The 16,287-nt window shown below is 58.0% G+C and carries 13 protein-coding genes and 3 pseudogenes; 8 read left to right on the top strand and 8 right to left on the bottom strand.

The window, feature by feature from the left end:
* Window positions 1-4: 4 nt before the first annotated feature.
* The 7 genes and pseudogenes from N8E89_RS27455 to N8E89_RS27475 form a co-directional block, all read right to left on the bottom strand.
* Entirely contained in the window at window positions 5-460 is a 456-nt protein-coding gene (locus N8E89_RS27455) for an RbsD/FucU family protein (RefSeq protein WP_262263674.1), read from the bottom strand.
* Window positions 461-597: 137 nt separating this feature from the next.
* Complete coding sequence (locus tag N8E89_RS29605; protein WP_410010486.1) at window positions 598-1,533, bottom strand: aldehyde dehydrogenase family protein; 936 nt, start codon at window positions 1,531-1,533, stop codon at window positions 598-600.
* 48 nt (window positions 1,534-1,581) lie between these two features.
* Window positions 1,582-2,588 (bottom strand): annotated as a pseudogene (locus N8E89_RS29610) (aldehyde dehydrogenase family protein); the annotation flags it as partial.
* A 7-nt stretch (window positions 2,589-2,595) separates the two neighbouring features.
* A complete protein-coding gene (locus N8E89_RS29615; RefSeq protein ID WP_410010484.1) occupies window positions 2,596-2,991 on the bottom strand; it encodes an aldehyde dehydrogenase family protein in 396 nt (131 codons plus the stop codon).
* A pseudogene (deoC, locus tag N8E89_RS27465) lies at window positions 2,988-3,963 on the bottom strand (deoxyribose-phosphate aldolase). The gene N8E89_RS29615 and the pseudogene deoC overlap by 4 nt, the downstream one beginning before the upstream one ends.
* A 226-nt stretch (window positions 3,964-4,189) precedes the next feature.
* Complete coding sequence (locus N8E89_RS27470; protein ID WP_262263708.1) at window positions 4,190-4,924, bottom strand: DeoR family transcriptional regulator; 735 nt, start codon at window positions 4,922-4,924, stop codon at window positions 4,190-4,192.
* A gap of 151 nt (window positions 4,925-5,075) precedes the next feature.
* A complete protein-coding gene (locus N8E89_RS27475; RefSeq protein WP_262263675.1) occupies window positions 5,076-5,456 on the bottom strand; it encodes a DUF4406 domain-containing protein in 381 nt (126 codons plus the stop codon).
* Between the two features lie 88 nt (window positions 5,457-5,544).
* Between N8E89_RS27475 and N8E89_RS27480 the strand changes: the two genes are divergently transcribed.
* The gene (locus tag N8E89_RS27480; protein WP_262263677.1) at window positions 5,545-6,297 is read left to right on the top strand and encodes a DeoR/GlpR family DNA-binding transcription regulator; all 753 of its coding nucleotides are present in this window, start codon (window positions 5,545-5,547) and stop codon (window positions 6,295-6,297) included.
* A 63-nt stretch (window positions 6,298-6,360) separates the two neighbouring features.
* Here the strand turns inward: N8E89_RS27480 and N8E89_RS27485 are convergent, their stop codons facing one another.
* Window positions 6,361-7,167 carry a helix-turn-helix transcriptional regulator gene (locus N8E89_RS27485; protein WP_262263679.1) on the bottom strand — a complete coding sequence of 269 codons (807 nt, stop codon included), beginning with the start codon at window positions 7,165-7,167 and terminating at the stop codon, window positions 6,361-6,363.
* Between the two features lie 188 nt (window positions 7,168-7,355).
* Here N8E89_RS27485 and N8E89_RS27490 point away from each other — a divergent pair, with 188 nt between their 5' ends.
* The 7 genes and pseudogenes from N8E89_RS27490 to N8E89_RS27520 all read left to right on the top strand — a co-directional run bounded on the left by N8E89_RS27490 (window position 7,356) and on the right by N8E89_RS27520 (window position 16,262).
* Window positions 7,356-8,444 carry an ABC transporter ATP-binding protein gene (locus N8E89_RS27490; protein ID WP_262263680.1) on the top strand — a complete coding sequence of 363 codons (1,089 nt, stop codon included), beginning with the start codon at window positions 7,356-7,358 and terminating at the stop codon, window positions 8,442-8,444.
* A gap of 26 nt (window positions 8,445-8,470) precedes the next feature.
* The gene (locus tag N8E89_RS27495) at window positions 8,471-9,631 is read left to right on the top strand and encodes a polyamine ABC transporter substrate-binding protein (RefSeq protein ID WP_262263681.1); all 1,161 of its coding nucleotides are present in this window, start codon (window positions 8,471-8,473) and stop codon (window positions 9,629-9,631) included.
* Between the two features lie 72 nt (window positions 9,632-9,703).
* Window positions 9,704-10,572, top strand: a pseudogene (locus N8E89_RS27500) (ABC transporter permease).
* On the top strand, window positions 10,572-11,384 hold the full coding sequence (locus tag N8E89_RS27505; RefSeq protein WP_262263682.1) for an ABC transporter permease: 813 nt from the start codon (window positions 10,572-10,574) through the stop codon (window positions 11,382-11,384). The pseudogene N8E89_RS27500 and the gene N8E89_RS27505 overlap by 1 nt, the downstream one beginning before the upstream one ends.
* Window positions 11,385-11,398: 14 nt before the next feature.
* Window positions 11,399-12,160 carry an SDR family NAD(P)-dependent oxidoreductase gene (locus tag N8E89_RS27510; protein WP_262263683.1) on the top strand — a complete coding sequence of 254 codons (762 nt, stop codon included), beginning with the start codon at window positions 11,399-11,401 and terminating at the stop codon, window positions 12,158-12,160.
* A 139-nt stretch (window positions 12,161-12,299) separates the two neighbouring features.
* Window positions 12,300-15,563 carry an adenylate/guanylate cyclase domain-containing protein gene (locus tag N8E89_RS27515; protein ID WP_262263684.1) on the top strand — a complete coding sequence of 1,088 codons (3,264 nt, stop codon included), beginning with the start codon at window positions 12,300-12,302 and terminating at the stop codon, window positions 15,561-15,563.
* Window positions 15,564-15,581: 18 nt separating this feature from the next.
* Window positions 15,582-16,262, top strand: coding sequence for a peroxiredoxin-like family protein (locus N8E89_RS27520; RefSeq protein ID WP_106665582.1), 681 nt, complete (start codon window positions 15,582-15,584; stop codon window positions 16,260-16,262).
* Window positions 16,263-16,287 lie beyond the last annotated feature (25 nt).

Genomic DNA, 16,287 nt, shown 5'->3' on the forward strand with positions numbered 1-16,287 from the left:
TCGCTCAAATGGAGTCCGGCGGTATGACGCCCTTGGTGAACAGGAAGCAGCCATAGAAGCGGGTTTCTCCAGTGGTGATCACGCAATAAGCATTCTTGGCTTCCTCGTAGAAGGCGAAGCGCTCAATGCCGTACATCGGCGCCGACTTGCCTTCGGCGGCATCGATCTCCACTTGAACTTCCCGCTGTACCGGAGGAATTTCACCCGGAGCGCCCATGATTTCCATGCGTCCCGCGGACGGTTGCAGCGGCGTATCCAGAGGCATCACCGACAAGATGGCCCTGATTGCGCGAGCGGCCGGCACGTTGTCGATCCGCAAGAGTTTGCCAAGCCGGGTCTGCCGCGCGATCGCCTCGGAAGGGAAATTGGTGTCCGATACGACAAGCGTATCGCCATGTCCCATGGAACGCAGCGCATGCAGGACATCCGCATTGAGAGCCGGATCAATATTCTTGAGCATAGAAGTCCTCCCTGATCGTCATTTCCCCGGCAACGCACCGAGAAATATCCTCGAAGCCACCAGCCATCGCCCGCTGGCAAATGCCATTTATCCCACTTCGCCACCATCCGTTCCTTATCGGCCGGGAGCGCAGACCCCTATTCGCCGTAAGGGATCCAGATATTCTTGACATCGACGGCACGGCGCAGAAACAATGCGCCTTCCCCTGCCGCCCTGTCCATCCAGTCCGTCAACTCGCCATAGTCAACAAAAGTCCGTTTCAGATTGCCGGCCGACAGCATTTCCACCATGGTCGAAAGCTCCGTTGTTCCGAAAGCCCACAGTGCATCCACATCGTTGTGCGCGGCAAGGGTCTTTGCAAGTTCACCTGCCGATCCGGTGACGATGTTGACGACACCGGCCGGTACATCCGAGGTTTCGAGAATGGAATAGAGATCCGTGGCAGCCAGCGGATAAGGTTCGCTCGGTACGGCGACGACCCGGTTGCCGGTAGCAATCAGCGGTGCCACCAGACTGATGAAGCCAAGCAATGGGGCTTCTGGCGGGCAGATAACGCCCACTACGCCGAGTGGTTCTGGCATTGCGAGAGCGACCCCCCGAAGCGGTGGCGTATGAACCACACCCTCGAATTTGTCTGCCCAGGCGCCGTAGGTGAACAAACGCGAGATTGAAGCGTCAACCTCCGCTTTTGCAGCGGCTGCCGAGGTGCCGCTCATCGTACCAATTCGATCGGCGAACTCATCCGCGCGGCCGCTGAGGTTTTCCGCGATGTAGTAGAGTATCTGCGCCCGATTGTGAGCGGTTGCGCTCGACCAGGCGGTCGCGCCTTGCGCGGCCGCGACGGCATTGCGGATGTCCTTGCGATTGCCCTCCCCGACTTCGCCAAGCTTCCTACCCTTAGGCGAGACAATCGCGCGCGAATAGTTGCCGTCCGGTCGCGCCTGCTTGCCCCCGATAAACAATTTGGCAGTTCGGTCGATGGTGGATAAGCCAAAATCACCGGAAACCGCTTTCAGTTCGGGCAGATTTGGCAGTGCGCGGAGCTTACGCCCGAACCAGGCTTTCGGCTTCAAATACTCATAACATCCTTCGCGTCCGCCCTCCCGGCCGAACCCGGATTCGCGTTTTCCACCAAAACCCGCTGAGGCATCGAAGAGATTGGTCGCGTTCACCCACACCACGCCCGCGACAAGTTTTGCCGCGACGTTCAACGCCAAGCCTATTGTTTCGCTCCAAACACTGGCCGCCAGCCCGTAGCGCGAATGGTTGGCGAGCTGTATCGCTTCTTCTGGCGTGCGGAACGTCATGGAAACAGCGACGGGGCCGAAGATCTCTTCAGTGGCGACGATGGAAGTCGGCTGGACGCCGCTGAGCAGTGTCGGCGGGTAGAAACTTCCACCTTTGGGCATCTCGATTTTCGCCTGGTGCAGTGCAGCCCCGTCCGCCACGCCTTGTTTAACGAGCGCTTCAATACGGTCGAGTTGCTCCGGAGCAACGATCGCGCCCATGTCGATGCACTTATCCAGCGGTTGCCCGACGCGCAACGTCTGCATACGGCGTTTCAGCCGCTTGTGAAAAAGGTCGGCTATACCTTCCTGCACGAGCAATCGGGAACCCGCACAGCAGACCTGGCCCTGATTAAACCAGATTGCGTCGACGACGCCTTCGACCGCACCATCGATATCCGCGTCGTCAAAGACGATAAAAGGCGATTTTCCGCCGAGTTCCAGCGTAAGCGATTTGCCGCTGCCGGCGGTCCGTTCACGAATAATCCGACCAACTTCCGTCGATCCCGTAAAGGCAATCTTGTCGACATCGCCGTGCTCGACAATGTGCGCGCCGGTTTCGCCCTCGCCGGTAACAATGTTGAGCACGCCCCCGGAAGACCGGCCTTCGCGGCCAGCTCCGCGAAAAGAAGCGCAGTCAGCGAGGTGAATTCGGCGGGCTTCAACACGACGGTATTGCCGAGTGCCAGCGCAGGTGCCACTTTCCAGGCGAGCATCAGGAACGGAAAGTTCCATGGAATGATCTGGCCTACGACGCCGACGGGCAGATGATCGGCAAATTCCGTTTCCTGAATCTGTGCCCAACCGGCATGGTGATAAAAATGGCGCGCCGCCAGCGGCACGTCAATGTCACGGGTCTCGCGAGATCGGCTTGCCGTTGTCGATGGCCTCGACAACGGCAATCAGGCGGGCGTGCCGCTGGATCGTTCTGGCGAGTGCGTAGAGGTGACGGGCGCGGGCATGGCCCGGCAGCTTCGCCCACAATGTCTGTGCCTTGCGGGCTGCGCCGACCGCATTGTCCACATCGGCCTTGTCGCCAGAAGCCAATCTCGCCAAGAAATTGCCGGTGGCAGGCTCGAAAGTATCGAAACTCCTGCCCGATGCAGATGGTACGAAGGTGCCGTCGATGAAGTGGCCGAAACCCGATGCATTTCGTGCCAGCCAAGTGCGCGCTTCGATATCGGCTTCCGGTGCAGGTCCATAGGACATTTCGTCAAAATAATCTGCGACAGTCATCTGCATCATCCAATCGGGTGTCTGTTGAGCGCCGAGTATGCGCCAGTGACATGGTGTTCCAGCTGGCGTTCGATATCGGCGAGCAGGCTTGAGGCACCGATGCGGAAAAAGGTCAGGCTCCAGCCATTCACGGCCAAGCTCATCCTTCATCAGGAATTGATAGTTCAGGATGTCTTTAGCCGCTGAGATGCCGCCAGCCGGCTTGTAGCCGACCTTGAAACCGGTGCGCTCCTCATAGGCCCGGATCATCCGTAGCATGGCGAGCGTTACGCCAAGCGTAGCGTTCACACCTTCCTTGCCGGTGGACGTTTTGATGAAATCAGCACCCGCCATCATGCAAACCAGGGAGGCACGCGCCACATTGCGCAGCGTCTTCAAATCGCCCGTCGCAAGTATCGCCTTGACATGGGCCTCGCCGCTGGCGGCCCGATAGTCTTGCATTTCCCGGTAAAGCGCCAGCCAGTCGCCCGTAAGCACATGCTCGCGCGTGATGACGATGTCGATCTCTTTCGCACCGTCGGCGACGGATGCTTCGATTTCTTTCACCTTGAGATGGTGTGGGCTGAGGCCCGCCGGGAAACCGGTAGAAACGGCTGCAACAGGAATCCCCGAGTCACCAAGCGCTTCAACGGCTGTCGTAACATAGCGGTGATATACGCAGATAGCACCCGTGGTAATCGCACGCTTGTCCATACCAAGCGCTTCCAGAATATCCAGACGCACCGGGTTCATGGCCTTGGCGCAGAGCCGCTTGACGCGTTCGGGCGTATCGTCACCGTTGAGGGTTGTCAGATCAATGCAGGTCACGGCCTTGAGAAGCCAGGCCGCCTGTGCGTCCTTCTTCACCGTTCGCCGCCCAGAAAGGGAGGCGACGCGCCGCTCCGCGGAAGAAAGATTGATGCGCGTGTCCAGTACCCAGGACAGATCCAGTTCCATCCCCGGATTGCGTGGCCATCCGTTTGACAGAGTTTGGCGTCGCATTGCGCCGGCATCGGCCGGCAACAGATGGGTATCATCAGGTATCGCCACTGCACTCACACCGAATTTCTCCACGCAAACTCCTCCAGGGATCCTGGTTTCGCCAATCTCCGGTCATTGGCATTCTTGTTATATTTATACCAACATTTCTGTTATGTTTTCATCAAAACGCCAGACCGTCAAGGGTCTGTACAAAAATATCCGGCGTCTGACTTTTGTGCGCAATGCGCTACTGTGGATATGTAATATCTGTTTCACCCTCTTCGGTGATGACCGCCTGAAATGCTCCGATTGGAGCGAAAAAAGCCGGCTTGATCTTGCCAAACTTGCTGCGGTCCACCACCAGAAAGCTCTTCTGTGCCAGCGATATAACCTTCTGCTTCACTGGAGCTTCATGGAAGTGCGCGCATGTCGCGCCCCGGTTCAAATCTACCCCAGCTGCGGAAATGAAGGCGGTGTTAATACCGAGATAATTCAAGGTATCGAGCCCGGAAGCCCCCGAAAAAGAAGCCGATGACGGATGATACAGCCCACCGAGCATCACGACACTGACGTTCGCTCTCCGGGTCAGCTTCTCCGCGACATTTAATGCATAACATACAGCAGTGATTGAATAATCATCTGGAATATAGTCAATCAGACTGAGAAGCGTTGTGCCGCAATCGATGAATATTGTTTCATCACGCCGGATGTATTTGGCAGCACGCGCGCACGCCTCTCGCTTTGCCGAGGCATGGCTGTCCGCAGCTCTCGCCAATTCGTATGGAACGTCGCCGTCGATATCGGCAACAGGGACTATATGTCCGCCGAGATAACCAAACTGGCCTGGATTTTCAGCAACATCACGCCGGACCGTCATTTCCGACACGTTGAGCAAAAGCGCGGCGTCCCTTAGATGCAATACACGACGCTCTGTGAGCGCCTCAGAAAGATCCCTAATGCGCTTCGCTTTCCGGCTGACCATGTCATCCTCTCCAAAAAGGGGGCAGAACCCCGATTGAGGATATTCCGCCATAGACTTCCACAATTTGTAATAAATATAACAAAATAAAAGCAAGCTGCAAATGCAGCGAAGTGCCGGGGGCGTTCGACGCCCCGGCGCCCCGTCCTCCGTTTTACCTGTCAAGCGGGATATCGGCCCCCGCGCAACCAGGCACGTCCTCCAGTCGATAGTAGACTGGAATACCGCGTTCCTCGGCGATACGAACGTCATTATCTGCGCCTTTTGATGCCCCCGGCAGTCGCAGCACCGCGTCGCAGAGTTGCAAGAGCCGGCCAGCAACTGGGTGAAAAACCTCGTTATAAAGATCATCCCCAACGCACTTTCCTCCCCCTGCATTCCATACGGGCAGTGCGACCCACTCGCCGATAATCGGAATATGCCCAGCTCTAAAGAGCGCATAAGACGGCCGCTCGAGCCGCGTCAGGTTCTCCTTCATTTTCGGTGCATCGTCGCCCGTGCCGGACCGATAGGGCCCCGCGATGAGAATAAGCATGAAATTCCTCCATTTGCATGAAATATCCAGAAATTTCTGGATTTTCGTGATATTTCATGCATTATCGTGCAGAGTCAAGGAGGATTCAATGCTGACCATTCAACGGCGCGCCCTAATCACCGCGCGCCTCAATCGCGATGGGCAAATCATCGCCAAGCCATTGGCTGACGAGCTAGGCGTCTCCGAAGACACAATCCGGCGTGATTTAAGGGAGATGGCGGCCGAAGGCCTGCTTCAACGCGTTCATGGTGGAGCCCTGCCATTGACGCCGCCGCTGCCGGATTTAGCGGCGCGGCGGGAGATTTCAGACGGAACAAAGCAGAGCCTTGGCCGCAGGGCAGCAGACCTCGTGAAGAATGGGCAGATAATCTTTCTCGATGGCGGAACGACAAATGCACATCTCGCCAGAGCGCTGCCGCGGGAAATGCGCATTACTGTGATCACACACAGCCCGACAATCGCGAGCGAACTGGAGCGTCATGACGCCGAGGTAATCCTGATTGGCGGCAGGCTCTACAAACATTCAATGGTGGCCACCGGCGCTGCGGCGATTGCTTCCATCGCGCAGATGAGAGTCGATATTTTCTTCCTTGGCATCACCGCCCTCCATCCGGTGCATGGCCTTTCCACGGGCGATTATGAGGAGGCCGCCGTGAAACATGCGATCGCCCAGCAAGCAGCCAGCACCTACGTACTCGCGACGCCAGAAAAATTCGGCCTTGCCTCCCCCTTTCGGATCATGGGCGTTGATAACCTCACCGGCATCGTCGCGGCCAGGGACATGGTTGACGAACCGCTCGCCCCTTACCGCGACCTCGGCATCCCGCTCCTGCTTGCTTGAACTATCCGACGGCCTGCCCTGGGGCAGCCCGTGGCATGCGCTTCTTGTTTGAATGCTACAGCGCTAATGCTCGTTCAATTGTTTCAGGTAGATCGATAGAAGCTGTGTTTGCGATGAAATACCCAGCTTTCGATAGACGTTGCGCCGATGCACCTTCACCGTTCCGGTTGCAATACTTAGCCTTAACCCGATCGATTCCGATGAATGCCCTTGAAGCACCAGTTCAATGATCGCCGCTTCGCGGTCGGTGAGATTGAGGTCGCGCCAGACTGTATCGGCCGCATTCAACTTGGCCTTTCGCCGCCCCCGGCCTTGCTTTGCCACGGCCGCATCGAAAAGATGGCCGATGTCCGAGCAATATTGCCTTACGAGCGTTGCGACCAGCGGATCGGCCTTGCGCAGCAGCGAGAACTCCTGCGCCGGAAATGGTCCCGTCTCGCCGCGCCGCATCAATGACAGCACGATCGTAATGTCGTTTCCGACTGGAACGAAGAACCCGATTTCTTCGGCAAGGCCGGTCTGCACATAATAGGTACGGTAATATTCGCTTGAAAAGAACCGGTCAGGCGCAAGTTCGCGCATGCGCCAGACACCGGGCTTGGGAGCCCGCGCCGTGTGATAGAATGGATCGAGCAGATAAGGCCCTGCCTGATACAAGCTGACAAAAATTACATGCTCCGCCGGATCGAAAGTGCTGTAGAGATCGATAGGACGCTCATTGCTGCGATAGGCAAACACCACGATGTAGTCGAACTTCACCAGCGCATGCATGGTCTGTCCGAAGAGATGGCCAAATTCCCGCGGCACCAACGACGATTTGCCTACGAACTGGCGGAATGCATCGAACAGCATCTCGACGTCGACGCTCATTGGACTCCCCCTCGTTGCAGCTCATGTTTTCCCGCTCCAGGCATATACCTTACATTGGCATTGTTCGGTTGAAATACCTCTTTCGGGGTATATACCGCGCAGCCGCTTGTTGATTAGGCTGTCAAGAATGACGGTGGCAAGAAGGCAGCGAAGACTGCTTCTGTTAACTCAAGCCGCAGGGGACCAACGTGATATCCGCTTTAACGAACGACATCGAATTCCGGTCGGTCAGCAAATCCTATGGCGCTGTGACTGCCGTCTCCGACATCAATCTTCAGGTACCAAAGGGCGCGTTCGTTGCGCTGCTTGGCCCATCCGGTTGCGGCAAGACCACGTGCCTGCGGATGATCGGCGGCTTCGAACAGCCCACAACCGGCGAAGTCTTGATCAACGGTCAGCCTATGAACGGTGTCCCGGCATATCGCCGTCCGGTCAATATGGTGTTCCAGCAGTATGCACTCTTTCCGCATTTTGACGTCGAGCAGAACGTCTCCTATGGGCTGAGGCAAGCGCGCCCCAGGATCAATGCCAGGGAAATTTCCCGACGCGCCAATGAGGCGCTGGAGATGGTCCGGCTCGGTGGCTTCGGCAAGCGCCGCATCCACGAGATGTCCGGCGGCCAGCAGCAGCGTGTGGCGCTGGCGCGTGCGCTGGTGAACAAGCCTTCCGTCCTGCTCCTCGATGAACCGCTTGCGGCGCTCGACAAGAAATTGCGCACCGCCATGCAGATCGAATTGCAGACACTCCAACGGGAACTCGGCATTACCTTCGTCCTGGTAACGCATGACCAGGAGGAAGCTTTGTCGATGAGCGATCTCGTCTGTGTGATGAATGCCGGACGTATCGTCCAGCTCGCAGCGCCGCGGGACGTATATGATCACCCAACGGACTTCTTCGTGGCGGATTTCGTTGGCAAGACCAATCGCATTGCCGCAACCGTCGAAGCAGATGGCTCCACATTGCGCCTTGCCGATGGCAGCGCGCTGTCGATACCCGGCCGAGCGGGTCTCAAATCTGGCTCCGCTATCCTGGCGCTCCGCCCGGAAGCAATCAGCCTGCATCGGCAAAATGGCTCGGCGTCCGGCAAGTTTTCCGGCATCGTCACCCACCGCATCTTCCTTGGATCATCCGCCGAATATTCCATTGCCGTCGAGGGCCTTGGCGATTTCCTCGTCACTGCCGACCGGAGCGACCTCGCCGACGGCGAGCTTGTCGAACCGAATGAAAGGGTCGTGCTGAACTTCGACCCCGGCGCCGCACATATCTTTCCGGCTTGAACACAACCAAAAAAGGGAACATCTTCATGTCTAAGTCATACAAACAGAATGCCCCAATTTCCGTCGAACAACTGACAAATGAACTGATGCGCCTCAAACGCGGATCGGTCACGCGCCGGCATTTCCTCGGCGTCACCGGCCTTGGCCTTGCATCGGCCGTACTGGCGCGCGAGACCGGCCTTCTCTCGACGCCCGCCTTTGCCGAAGACCTCGGCAAGCAGATGTCGATCGCCACATGGCCGAACTACCATGACCCCGCGACCTTCGAAGCCTTCACCGCAGCGACCGGCGTTGCCGTCGAAGTCAATGTCTTCGGTTCCAACGAGGAAATGCTGGCCAAGCTGCAGGCCGGCGGCACCGGCTGGGATCTGTTCGTGCCGACCAACTACACTATCTCTACCTATGTCAAACTTGGTCTTATCGACCCGCTCGATATGGCAAAAGTGCCCAACTACAACGCCTCGACGGAAACGGCGCGCTTCACCGCCGAAGGCGTGGTCGACGGTACGACCTATGCGGTACCGAAAAACTGGGGAACGACTGGCATCGCTCTCAACTCCACGAAGATCAAGACGCCCGTCACGAGCTGGAAGGACTTCTTCGAGGTTGCCCAGGGAGAGGCTGACGGGCGCGTCATGGTACACGATTATCAGTTGACGACGATCGGCAATGCGCTGGTCTCGCTTGGTTATTCCTTCAATTCGGTTAAGCCCGAAGAGCTCGCCAAGGCGGAAGAGCTACTCATCAAGGTCAAGCCGCACCTCTACGCCATCAACAGTGACTACCAGCCGGGTATGCGCGCAGGGGACGCCTGGATGACGATGTGCTGGACCAATGACGGCGCACAGTTGAACCGCGACGTTCCCGAGATCAAATTCGTCCTTGGCAAGGATGGCGGCGAGATCTGGTCTGATTTCTATGCCATTCCGAAAAGCGCCGCCAACAAGCCCGCGGGCTACGCTCTGCTGAACTATCTGATGGATCCGGCCAATGCCGTGAAGGAACATATTGCCAATGGAGCGCCAACGACCGACAGCCGAGTGCTCTCGCTCCTGCCAAAGGAAGTCACATCCAACACCATCGTCTATCCGCCGGAAGCTGAGCTGACGCCGCTGGAATTCGGCGCTGCCGTCACCCTCACCGATCCGGCACGCGCCGAGGTCATGGCGCGCTTCAAGTCCGCCTGACGAAACACCCCGGCCTCCTCTCCCCCCAGTGTGGCGAGGGGAGGCAAAGCATCGATCGTTAGAGAGATCCCCATGACATTGGCACTAAACACAAAACGAGGGATGGTCACGGCGGCGCTTGTCGCGCCGGCCGTGGCGTGGCTTTTTCATCTTTCTTGTGCTGCCATTCATCGCAATGCTGGTCTTTTCCGTCGGTGAGCGAGCTCCTGAGGGCGGCTACCAGCCGGCCTTCACCTTTGCTCAATTCGCCAATCTTCCGGCCCGCTCCGCTGCCTTCTGGAACACTCTTGTTCTTGCACCGGTCGGCTCGTTGGTCTGTCTCGTCGTCGCCTATCCGGTCGCATATTATCTGGCGGTCAGGGCCAGCCCGCGTTACCGGTTGCTCCTCGTATCCCTCGTCGTCGTTCCATTCTGGACAAGCCTGCTGGTGCGCACCTATGCGTGGATGTATCTCCTCGGCTCCCGCGGCATTCCTCATCTTCTGGACATGATCGGCTTCGAGGACATCCGTATTCTCAATACGCCCGGCGCCGTGCTTCTGGGCATCGTCTATGGCTATCTGCCGCTAATGATCATGCCGATCTATGTCAGCCTCGAAAAACTAGATCGCCGCCTGCTCGAAGCCTCCGCCGATCTCGGCGCCAAGCCGGTCTCCACCTTTTTCAGCGTGACGCTGCCGCTCTCCCCTGCCCGGGGTTATGACCGGTCTGGCGCTCGTTACCATTCTCCTGCTCGGCGAATATCTGATCCCGCAGCTGCTTGGCGGCGGCAAGGTGTTCTTCATCGGCAATGCGCTTGTGGATCTCTTCCTGCAATCGCGCAATTGGCCATTCGGCTCGGCGATCGCCGTCACTCTCGTGGTCGTCGTGGTCTTCGTGCTTTTGATCGCCATGCGGATTGCCTGGAAGATCGCCGGAACAAGACAGGTGGACCTCGTTTGATGCGTGCCTTTATTTCAGCCGTCTACCTGTTCCTCTATGCGCCTATCGCGCTTGTGGTCCTGTTCTCCTTCAACGCCGGCCGCAATGCCAGCGAGTTCACCGGCTTTTCGACCATGTGGTATGGCAAGGCGCTCGGTAATACCTTCCTCGTGGCCGCGCTGCAGAACAGCCTGATCATCGCCCTGACCAGCGCAACGCTCGCCGCCGTATTCGGCACAATGGCAGCGCTTGGCATGGAGCGGCTGCGCCCTCGCTCCCGAGCGGTGCTTGACGGCCTGTTCGCCGCCGCCATCGTCGTACCGGGTGTCGTCATCGGCATTGCCACGCTGGTCGCCCTGGTTGAAGTGTTCTCCTTCATGAATCCGGTTTTGGCCTCGGTATGGCCTGGCGAAAATCCGCCGCAACTTGGCCTTGGCTATGGATCCATTATTGCCGCCCACGGCCTCTTTTCGATGGCGCTGGTGACGATGATCGTCAAGGCCCGTATCGCCAGCCTTGGCAGGGACATTGTCGAGGCCTCCAGCGATCTCTATGCGACACCGCTCACCACATTCCGGCTCATCGTGCTGCCGCAAATCCTTCCTTCGGTGCTCGCAGGCTTTCTGCTTTCCTTCACCTTCTCCTTCGACGATTTTATCATCGCATTTTTCGTTGCGGGCTCGAAGACAACCTTGCCGATCTACGTCTTCGCCTCGATCCGCCGGGGCGTCACGCCGGAAATCAACGCAGTCGCCACGCTGGTCCTTGTCGCTTCGCTGATGATGATCCTGATTGCACGCATCCTGATGCGTGAGAAAAAACCAACAAACTGATACAGGAAACACCCATGATCCTCAGAGATCGCATTGCTATCGTGACCGGAGCTGGCTCCGGAATAGGCCAGGCCGGCGCCGCCATCCTCGCGCGTGAAGGCGCCCATGTAATCGTCGCCGATCAAAATGCGGAAGGTGCGGCGAACACGGTAGATTACATCACCAAGGCAGGTGGAAGTGCCGAACCGATGATCGTCGATGTCACCGACGATCATGCGCTCGCAGCGGGTATATCCTCTATCGTCACCCGGCATCGCCGCATCGACATTTTGCACAATCATGCCGGCGCGCAGGTCGCAGGCAACCTTGAGAAGGTGGATATCGAGGGGTTCGACCGCTCGTGGAGCTTGAATGTTCGCGCGCATTTCATGGCGGCGCGTCTCGTCATGCCGGTGATGAAAGCTGCAGGACGCGGCGTCATTCTCAACACGTCGTCATCGTCGGGCGTACTCTATGATCGCGAGATGATCGCCTATACCACAACCAAGCATGCCGTTATTGCCATGACCCGGCAGATGGCCGGTGATTATGCGAAGTTCAGGATCCGCGTGAACGCTCTGTGCCCCGGCTGGGTGGATACGCCCTTCAATGAACCATTCATCGCCCAAATGGGCGGGCGTGAGGCGGTCGAAGCCTATGTCAGCCAGCAGGTGCCGCTTGGACGCTGGGCCAGCGTCGATGAAATTGCTGAGTCGATCCTTTTTCTGGCTTCGGACCGTTCATCCTATATCACCGGGCAAGCACTTGTGGTGGATGGCGGCGAAACGGTCGTCTAGTGGATACCGAATATCTCGCTTCAAGCCTCGCCGCTTGCTAGTCGACTGTCGCGGGTCCATTATTTGTCGGAGCACCAAGCTCATTTGAATGTGGCCGGAAACACGATCGCAAGTCGCGGCTCCTGCGAGGTCGTTGACGATGGACTGCACCAGTTGCGGTTTTGACGTTGCAAGCGGTTTTGCGTTTTGCCCGAAATGCGGCGCGAAACAGCCGATTGCGTGCCTTGGCTGCGGATATCTGTGTCCTGCGGACTTCGCGTTTTGTCCAAGATGCGGCACTCGGATCCCTGGTGCACCGCAAACAGATGGCCACTTGAAGCCAGCTCCCAACGCCGAACGAACTCTCCGGCCGGTCAAGCTCACCAGTGAAGCAGACCGCCGCACCGTCAGCGTGTTGTTTGCCGACCTTTGCGGCTTCACTGCTTTGAGCGAGCAGCTCGATCCGGAAGTCATGCAAACTCTTCAGAACGAACTGTTCGAGGAGCTAACGGTAGCGGTGCAGAGCTTTGGAGGATTTGTCGACAAATTCATCGGCGATGCAATGCTCGCATTGTTCGGCGCCCCGGTTGCACACGAAGATGATCCCGAACGGGCCCTTCGCGCAGCTCTGGATATGGTGGACAGGGCGGCGGATGTAGGTCAGCGCTGGCAAGCACGCGTTCATGTGCCTCTTGTATTGCATGTGGGGGTCAACACCGGCCCAGTTGTTACCGGTGGGTTCGGGGCAGGTAATGCCAAATCCTATTCGGTGACGGGCGATACGGTCAACAGCGCTCAGCGACTGCAGTCGATGGCAGAACCTGGGGAAGTACTCGTTGGGCCGCTGACTTACCGCCTTACCCGGCATGCATTTGCATACGACCTCATCGGCGACGTCGCGTTGCGAGGTAAAATCGGCAGCGTTCTGGTACATCGATTGGTGGGACCGCTTGACGCGCCGCGCGCAGCACGCGGACTTGAAACGCTTGGCCTCAGTGCACCGATGATCGGGCGCGATGCCGAACTAACCCGCATGCTCAGCTGTCTCAATCTTGCGTGCGGCGGTGCAGCGCAGCTGATAAGGCTGATCGGCGAGGCGGGCATCGGGAAATCGCGCCTGACTGACGAGTTCCTCGCTCGCGCAGGCAACGACGAGCGTTTCACTAACGTCGTCGTCCGGCGGGCCGTCTGTTCGCCACTCGGTGAACAATCCTACGGCACACTCGCCGCCGTGTTGCGCAGCGCTTACGAAATCGCACCGACCGAAACTGCCGAAAGGACCAGGGAGTTACTTGCAACTGGGTTGAACGGGCTCGGCCTTGCAATTGAAGACGTCGAGCAACTGATGCCGCTCCTGTTCTACATTCTCGGTATTGGCGATCCTGACGGTGCGCTGAAGCATGTCGAACCTGAGCAGTTGCGGCGACAGATTTTCTACGCGATCCGTGTCATTTTCGAGCGGCGCCTGGCGCGCACACCGCTGTTGCTTGTCGTCGAAGACCTGCATTGGGCTGACACTGCTTCACTTGAGGCATTGCGCTTTTTGATGGACCGGCTTGAGCGAAGCCGCTTCATGCTTGTGACGACGCACCGGCCGGCATTCGATACGGACATGCTCGATTCAAGCCGAACCAGCCTGACAGCTTTGCGGCTAGCCCCCCTGCCTGCCAGTGAAGGCCGACAACTGCTCACCGCTTTTTTTGGCCCCAGCCGGCGTGGGTTGCCTGCCGATCTGTGCAACCGGATTCTCGAGCGTGCAAGTGGCAATCCTTTGTTTATTGAGGAGATCCTGCGCGGACTTATTGAAGTCGGTGCCGTACAACGTGATGGCCCGCGTTGGCGAATTGCGGCAAAGGAAGCAGCTGTTGAAATTCCTGTGAGCATACAGGCTATGTTGCTTGCACGGATGGACAGATTACCGCCAGAGGCACGCAGATTAGCCCAGGAGGCTGCCGTTATCGGTCCTCACTTCGATGCAATCCTGCTGAAATCCATCGCGGGTGATCAGGCCAATGTGGAAGTCGGGCTGGATATTCTTTGGGACGCGGAGATCATTGAGGAAGTCACCAGCGCCGGCCCGGTGTCGTCACGGACGTACCGATTCACGCAGACGTTGCTTCATGATGTGATCTACCAAAATCTGCTGCTGCAACGGCGCACCGAGATGCACAGCCTGGTCGGTGTCACCTTGGAGCGATTGTACGGCAGCGATCCCGAACGTCTCGAAGATTTGATATTGCTGGGACACCATTTCAGCCAAACCCCAGCGAGGAAGAAAGGCGCGCGTTATCTGACCACGGCGGGTGACAGGGCCCGCAAAACATATGCCAATGACGATGCGATCCGTCTCTATCGACAGGCGCTGGACGCTTTGTCGGATGCTGGCGATCAAGGGACGGAATGGCTTCTCCTGTGCGAACGAATTGCCGATCTTTGCGGACCCGCCGGAGAACGTGACACGGCCAACGCGTATTACCAGAAAGTACTGAAAGTCTTTCGAAGTGCAGGTCACCCCGAGGCTTCAGCAAGGATACTGCGCAAGCTTGGGCGCCTGCTTTGGGACTCAGGCAAACGTGACGAGGCCGAGATACGCTACACTGAAGCAGCCACACTGCTTGAGGGCATCGACTCGCCGGTCGAGCGCGCGCACCTTTTGCAGGAACGCGGCCACCTTGCGTTTCGTACGGGCGACCATGCTGGTGCCGTGAGGTGGGCAGACGAAGCATTGCGCTGCGCAAAGTCACTGGTGTCTGATACTGACGCAGAAGCCGAGATCGAGGCCACCCGAGCCATTGCTGAGGCACTCAATACCAAGGGCGTAGCCTTGGCGCGGCTCGGGCGAAACCGGGAGGCGGTCTGCGAGGTAGAGCAAAGCGTTAAAGTCGCGGAAGATGCGGCGCTTCTTAGTGTTGCCTGTCGCGGCTATACCAACCTTGGCGTGCTCTACACCGTAGTCAATCCGCAATTGGCAATCGAGACATGCCGGCGGGGGCTTGAAATGGCGTGCCGCATCGGCGACCTCGGGTTTCAGGCGCAGCTCCTCGCCAACCTTGCGGTTGCTTGCTGCACGTTCACGGATCGCTGTGCGAATGAGGGGGTGCCAGCTGCCAAAAGATCCATCGAGATCGATCGTGCATTGGATCAACGTGATCATCTCCCCGTACCGTTGACGGTGCTCGGGCAGATCTATCAATGCCATGGCCAGCCGGAACTGGCGCGCCATTGCTACAACGAAGCACTTGAGGTGGCAGGCAAAACCGGCGAACCACAATTGCTGTTTCCGTGCTATGATGGTTTGGCGACGCTCAATCTCGACCTCGATGATATGGCCGAGGCGGATCGGTACTTTGCTCTGGCGCAAGAAATCTGCGCCAGGCACGGACTCGATCCCGAAGCGCTTGTCGTATTGCCGTTTCTTGATTAGCCAAGAGGAGGATGACATATGTCGGAGCCTCATATCAAAGGACCGCTACAGCCGGGTGACCGGGCGCCCAATGTCGTGCTTGATGCGATCACGCGCCAGGGCAAAGTGGCGATCGACGACTTTCGCGGCCACAAACCGGTATTAGTCGGCCTGTTCCGTGGTTTGCATTGCGCGTTCTGCAGGCGCCAAATCGCTGCCATGTCGCAACTTGAAGGCGCATTGCGCGAGAAGGGTATTGATAGCCTGACGGTGGTGAATACGCCGATTGAGCGTGCCCGCTTATATTTCCGTTACCACCCGTTGCCCAATCTGTTGGCAGCGTCCGATCCCGAGCGGGTCTCACACCGCGCGTTTGGCCTTCCCAACATTGAGTTCACCGAAACTGAAACAAACTGGCCCTACAAGCTCAGCAAGGATGCGGTGATGTCAATGCGGGTCGATCTGCCGGGAGAATTACCTGAACCGATGGACCCCATTGCAGCCGGAACCTATCTCGCCGAGGCAGATGGCTATGAAGTCACCGAAGCCGACGAGCAGATGATTGCAACCGGTGAGGGTCAGCTGGTCGGTCAGTTCCTGCTGGACCGGGACGGCGTTGTGCGCTGGAGCTTTACCGAAGTTCCCGAAGGAGGCCGCTATATGTTCGGCGTACCGACGCCACAGGAATTGATGTCTGCCGCATCACAGGTGGCAGGGTAATGCACTAATTTGCGCCTCAAAGCAC

Origin of the sequence: Phyllobacterium sp. A18/5-2, from assembly GCF_025452215.1 — a bacterium.
Taxonomy (GTDB): Bacteria; Pseudomonadota; Alphaproteobacteria; order Rhizobiales; family Rhizobiaceae; genus Phyllobacterium; species Phyllobacterium sophorae.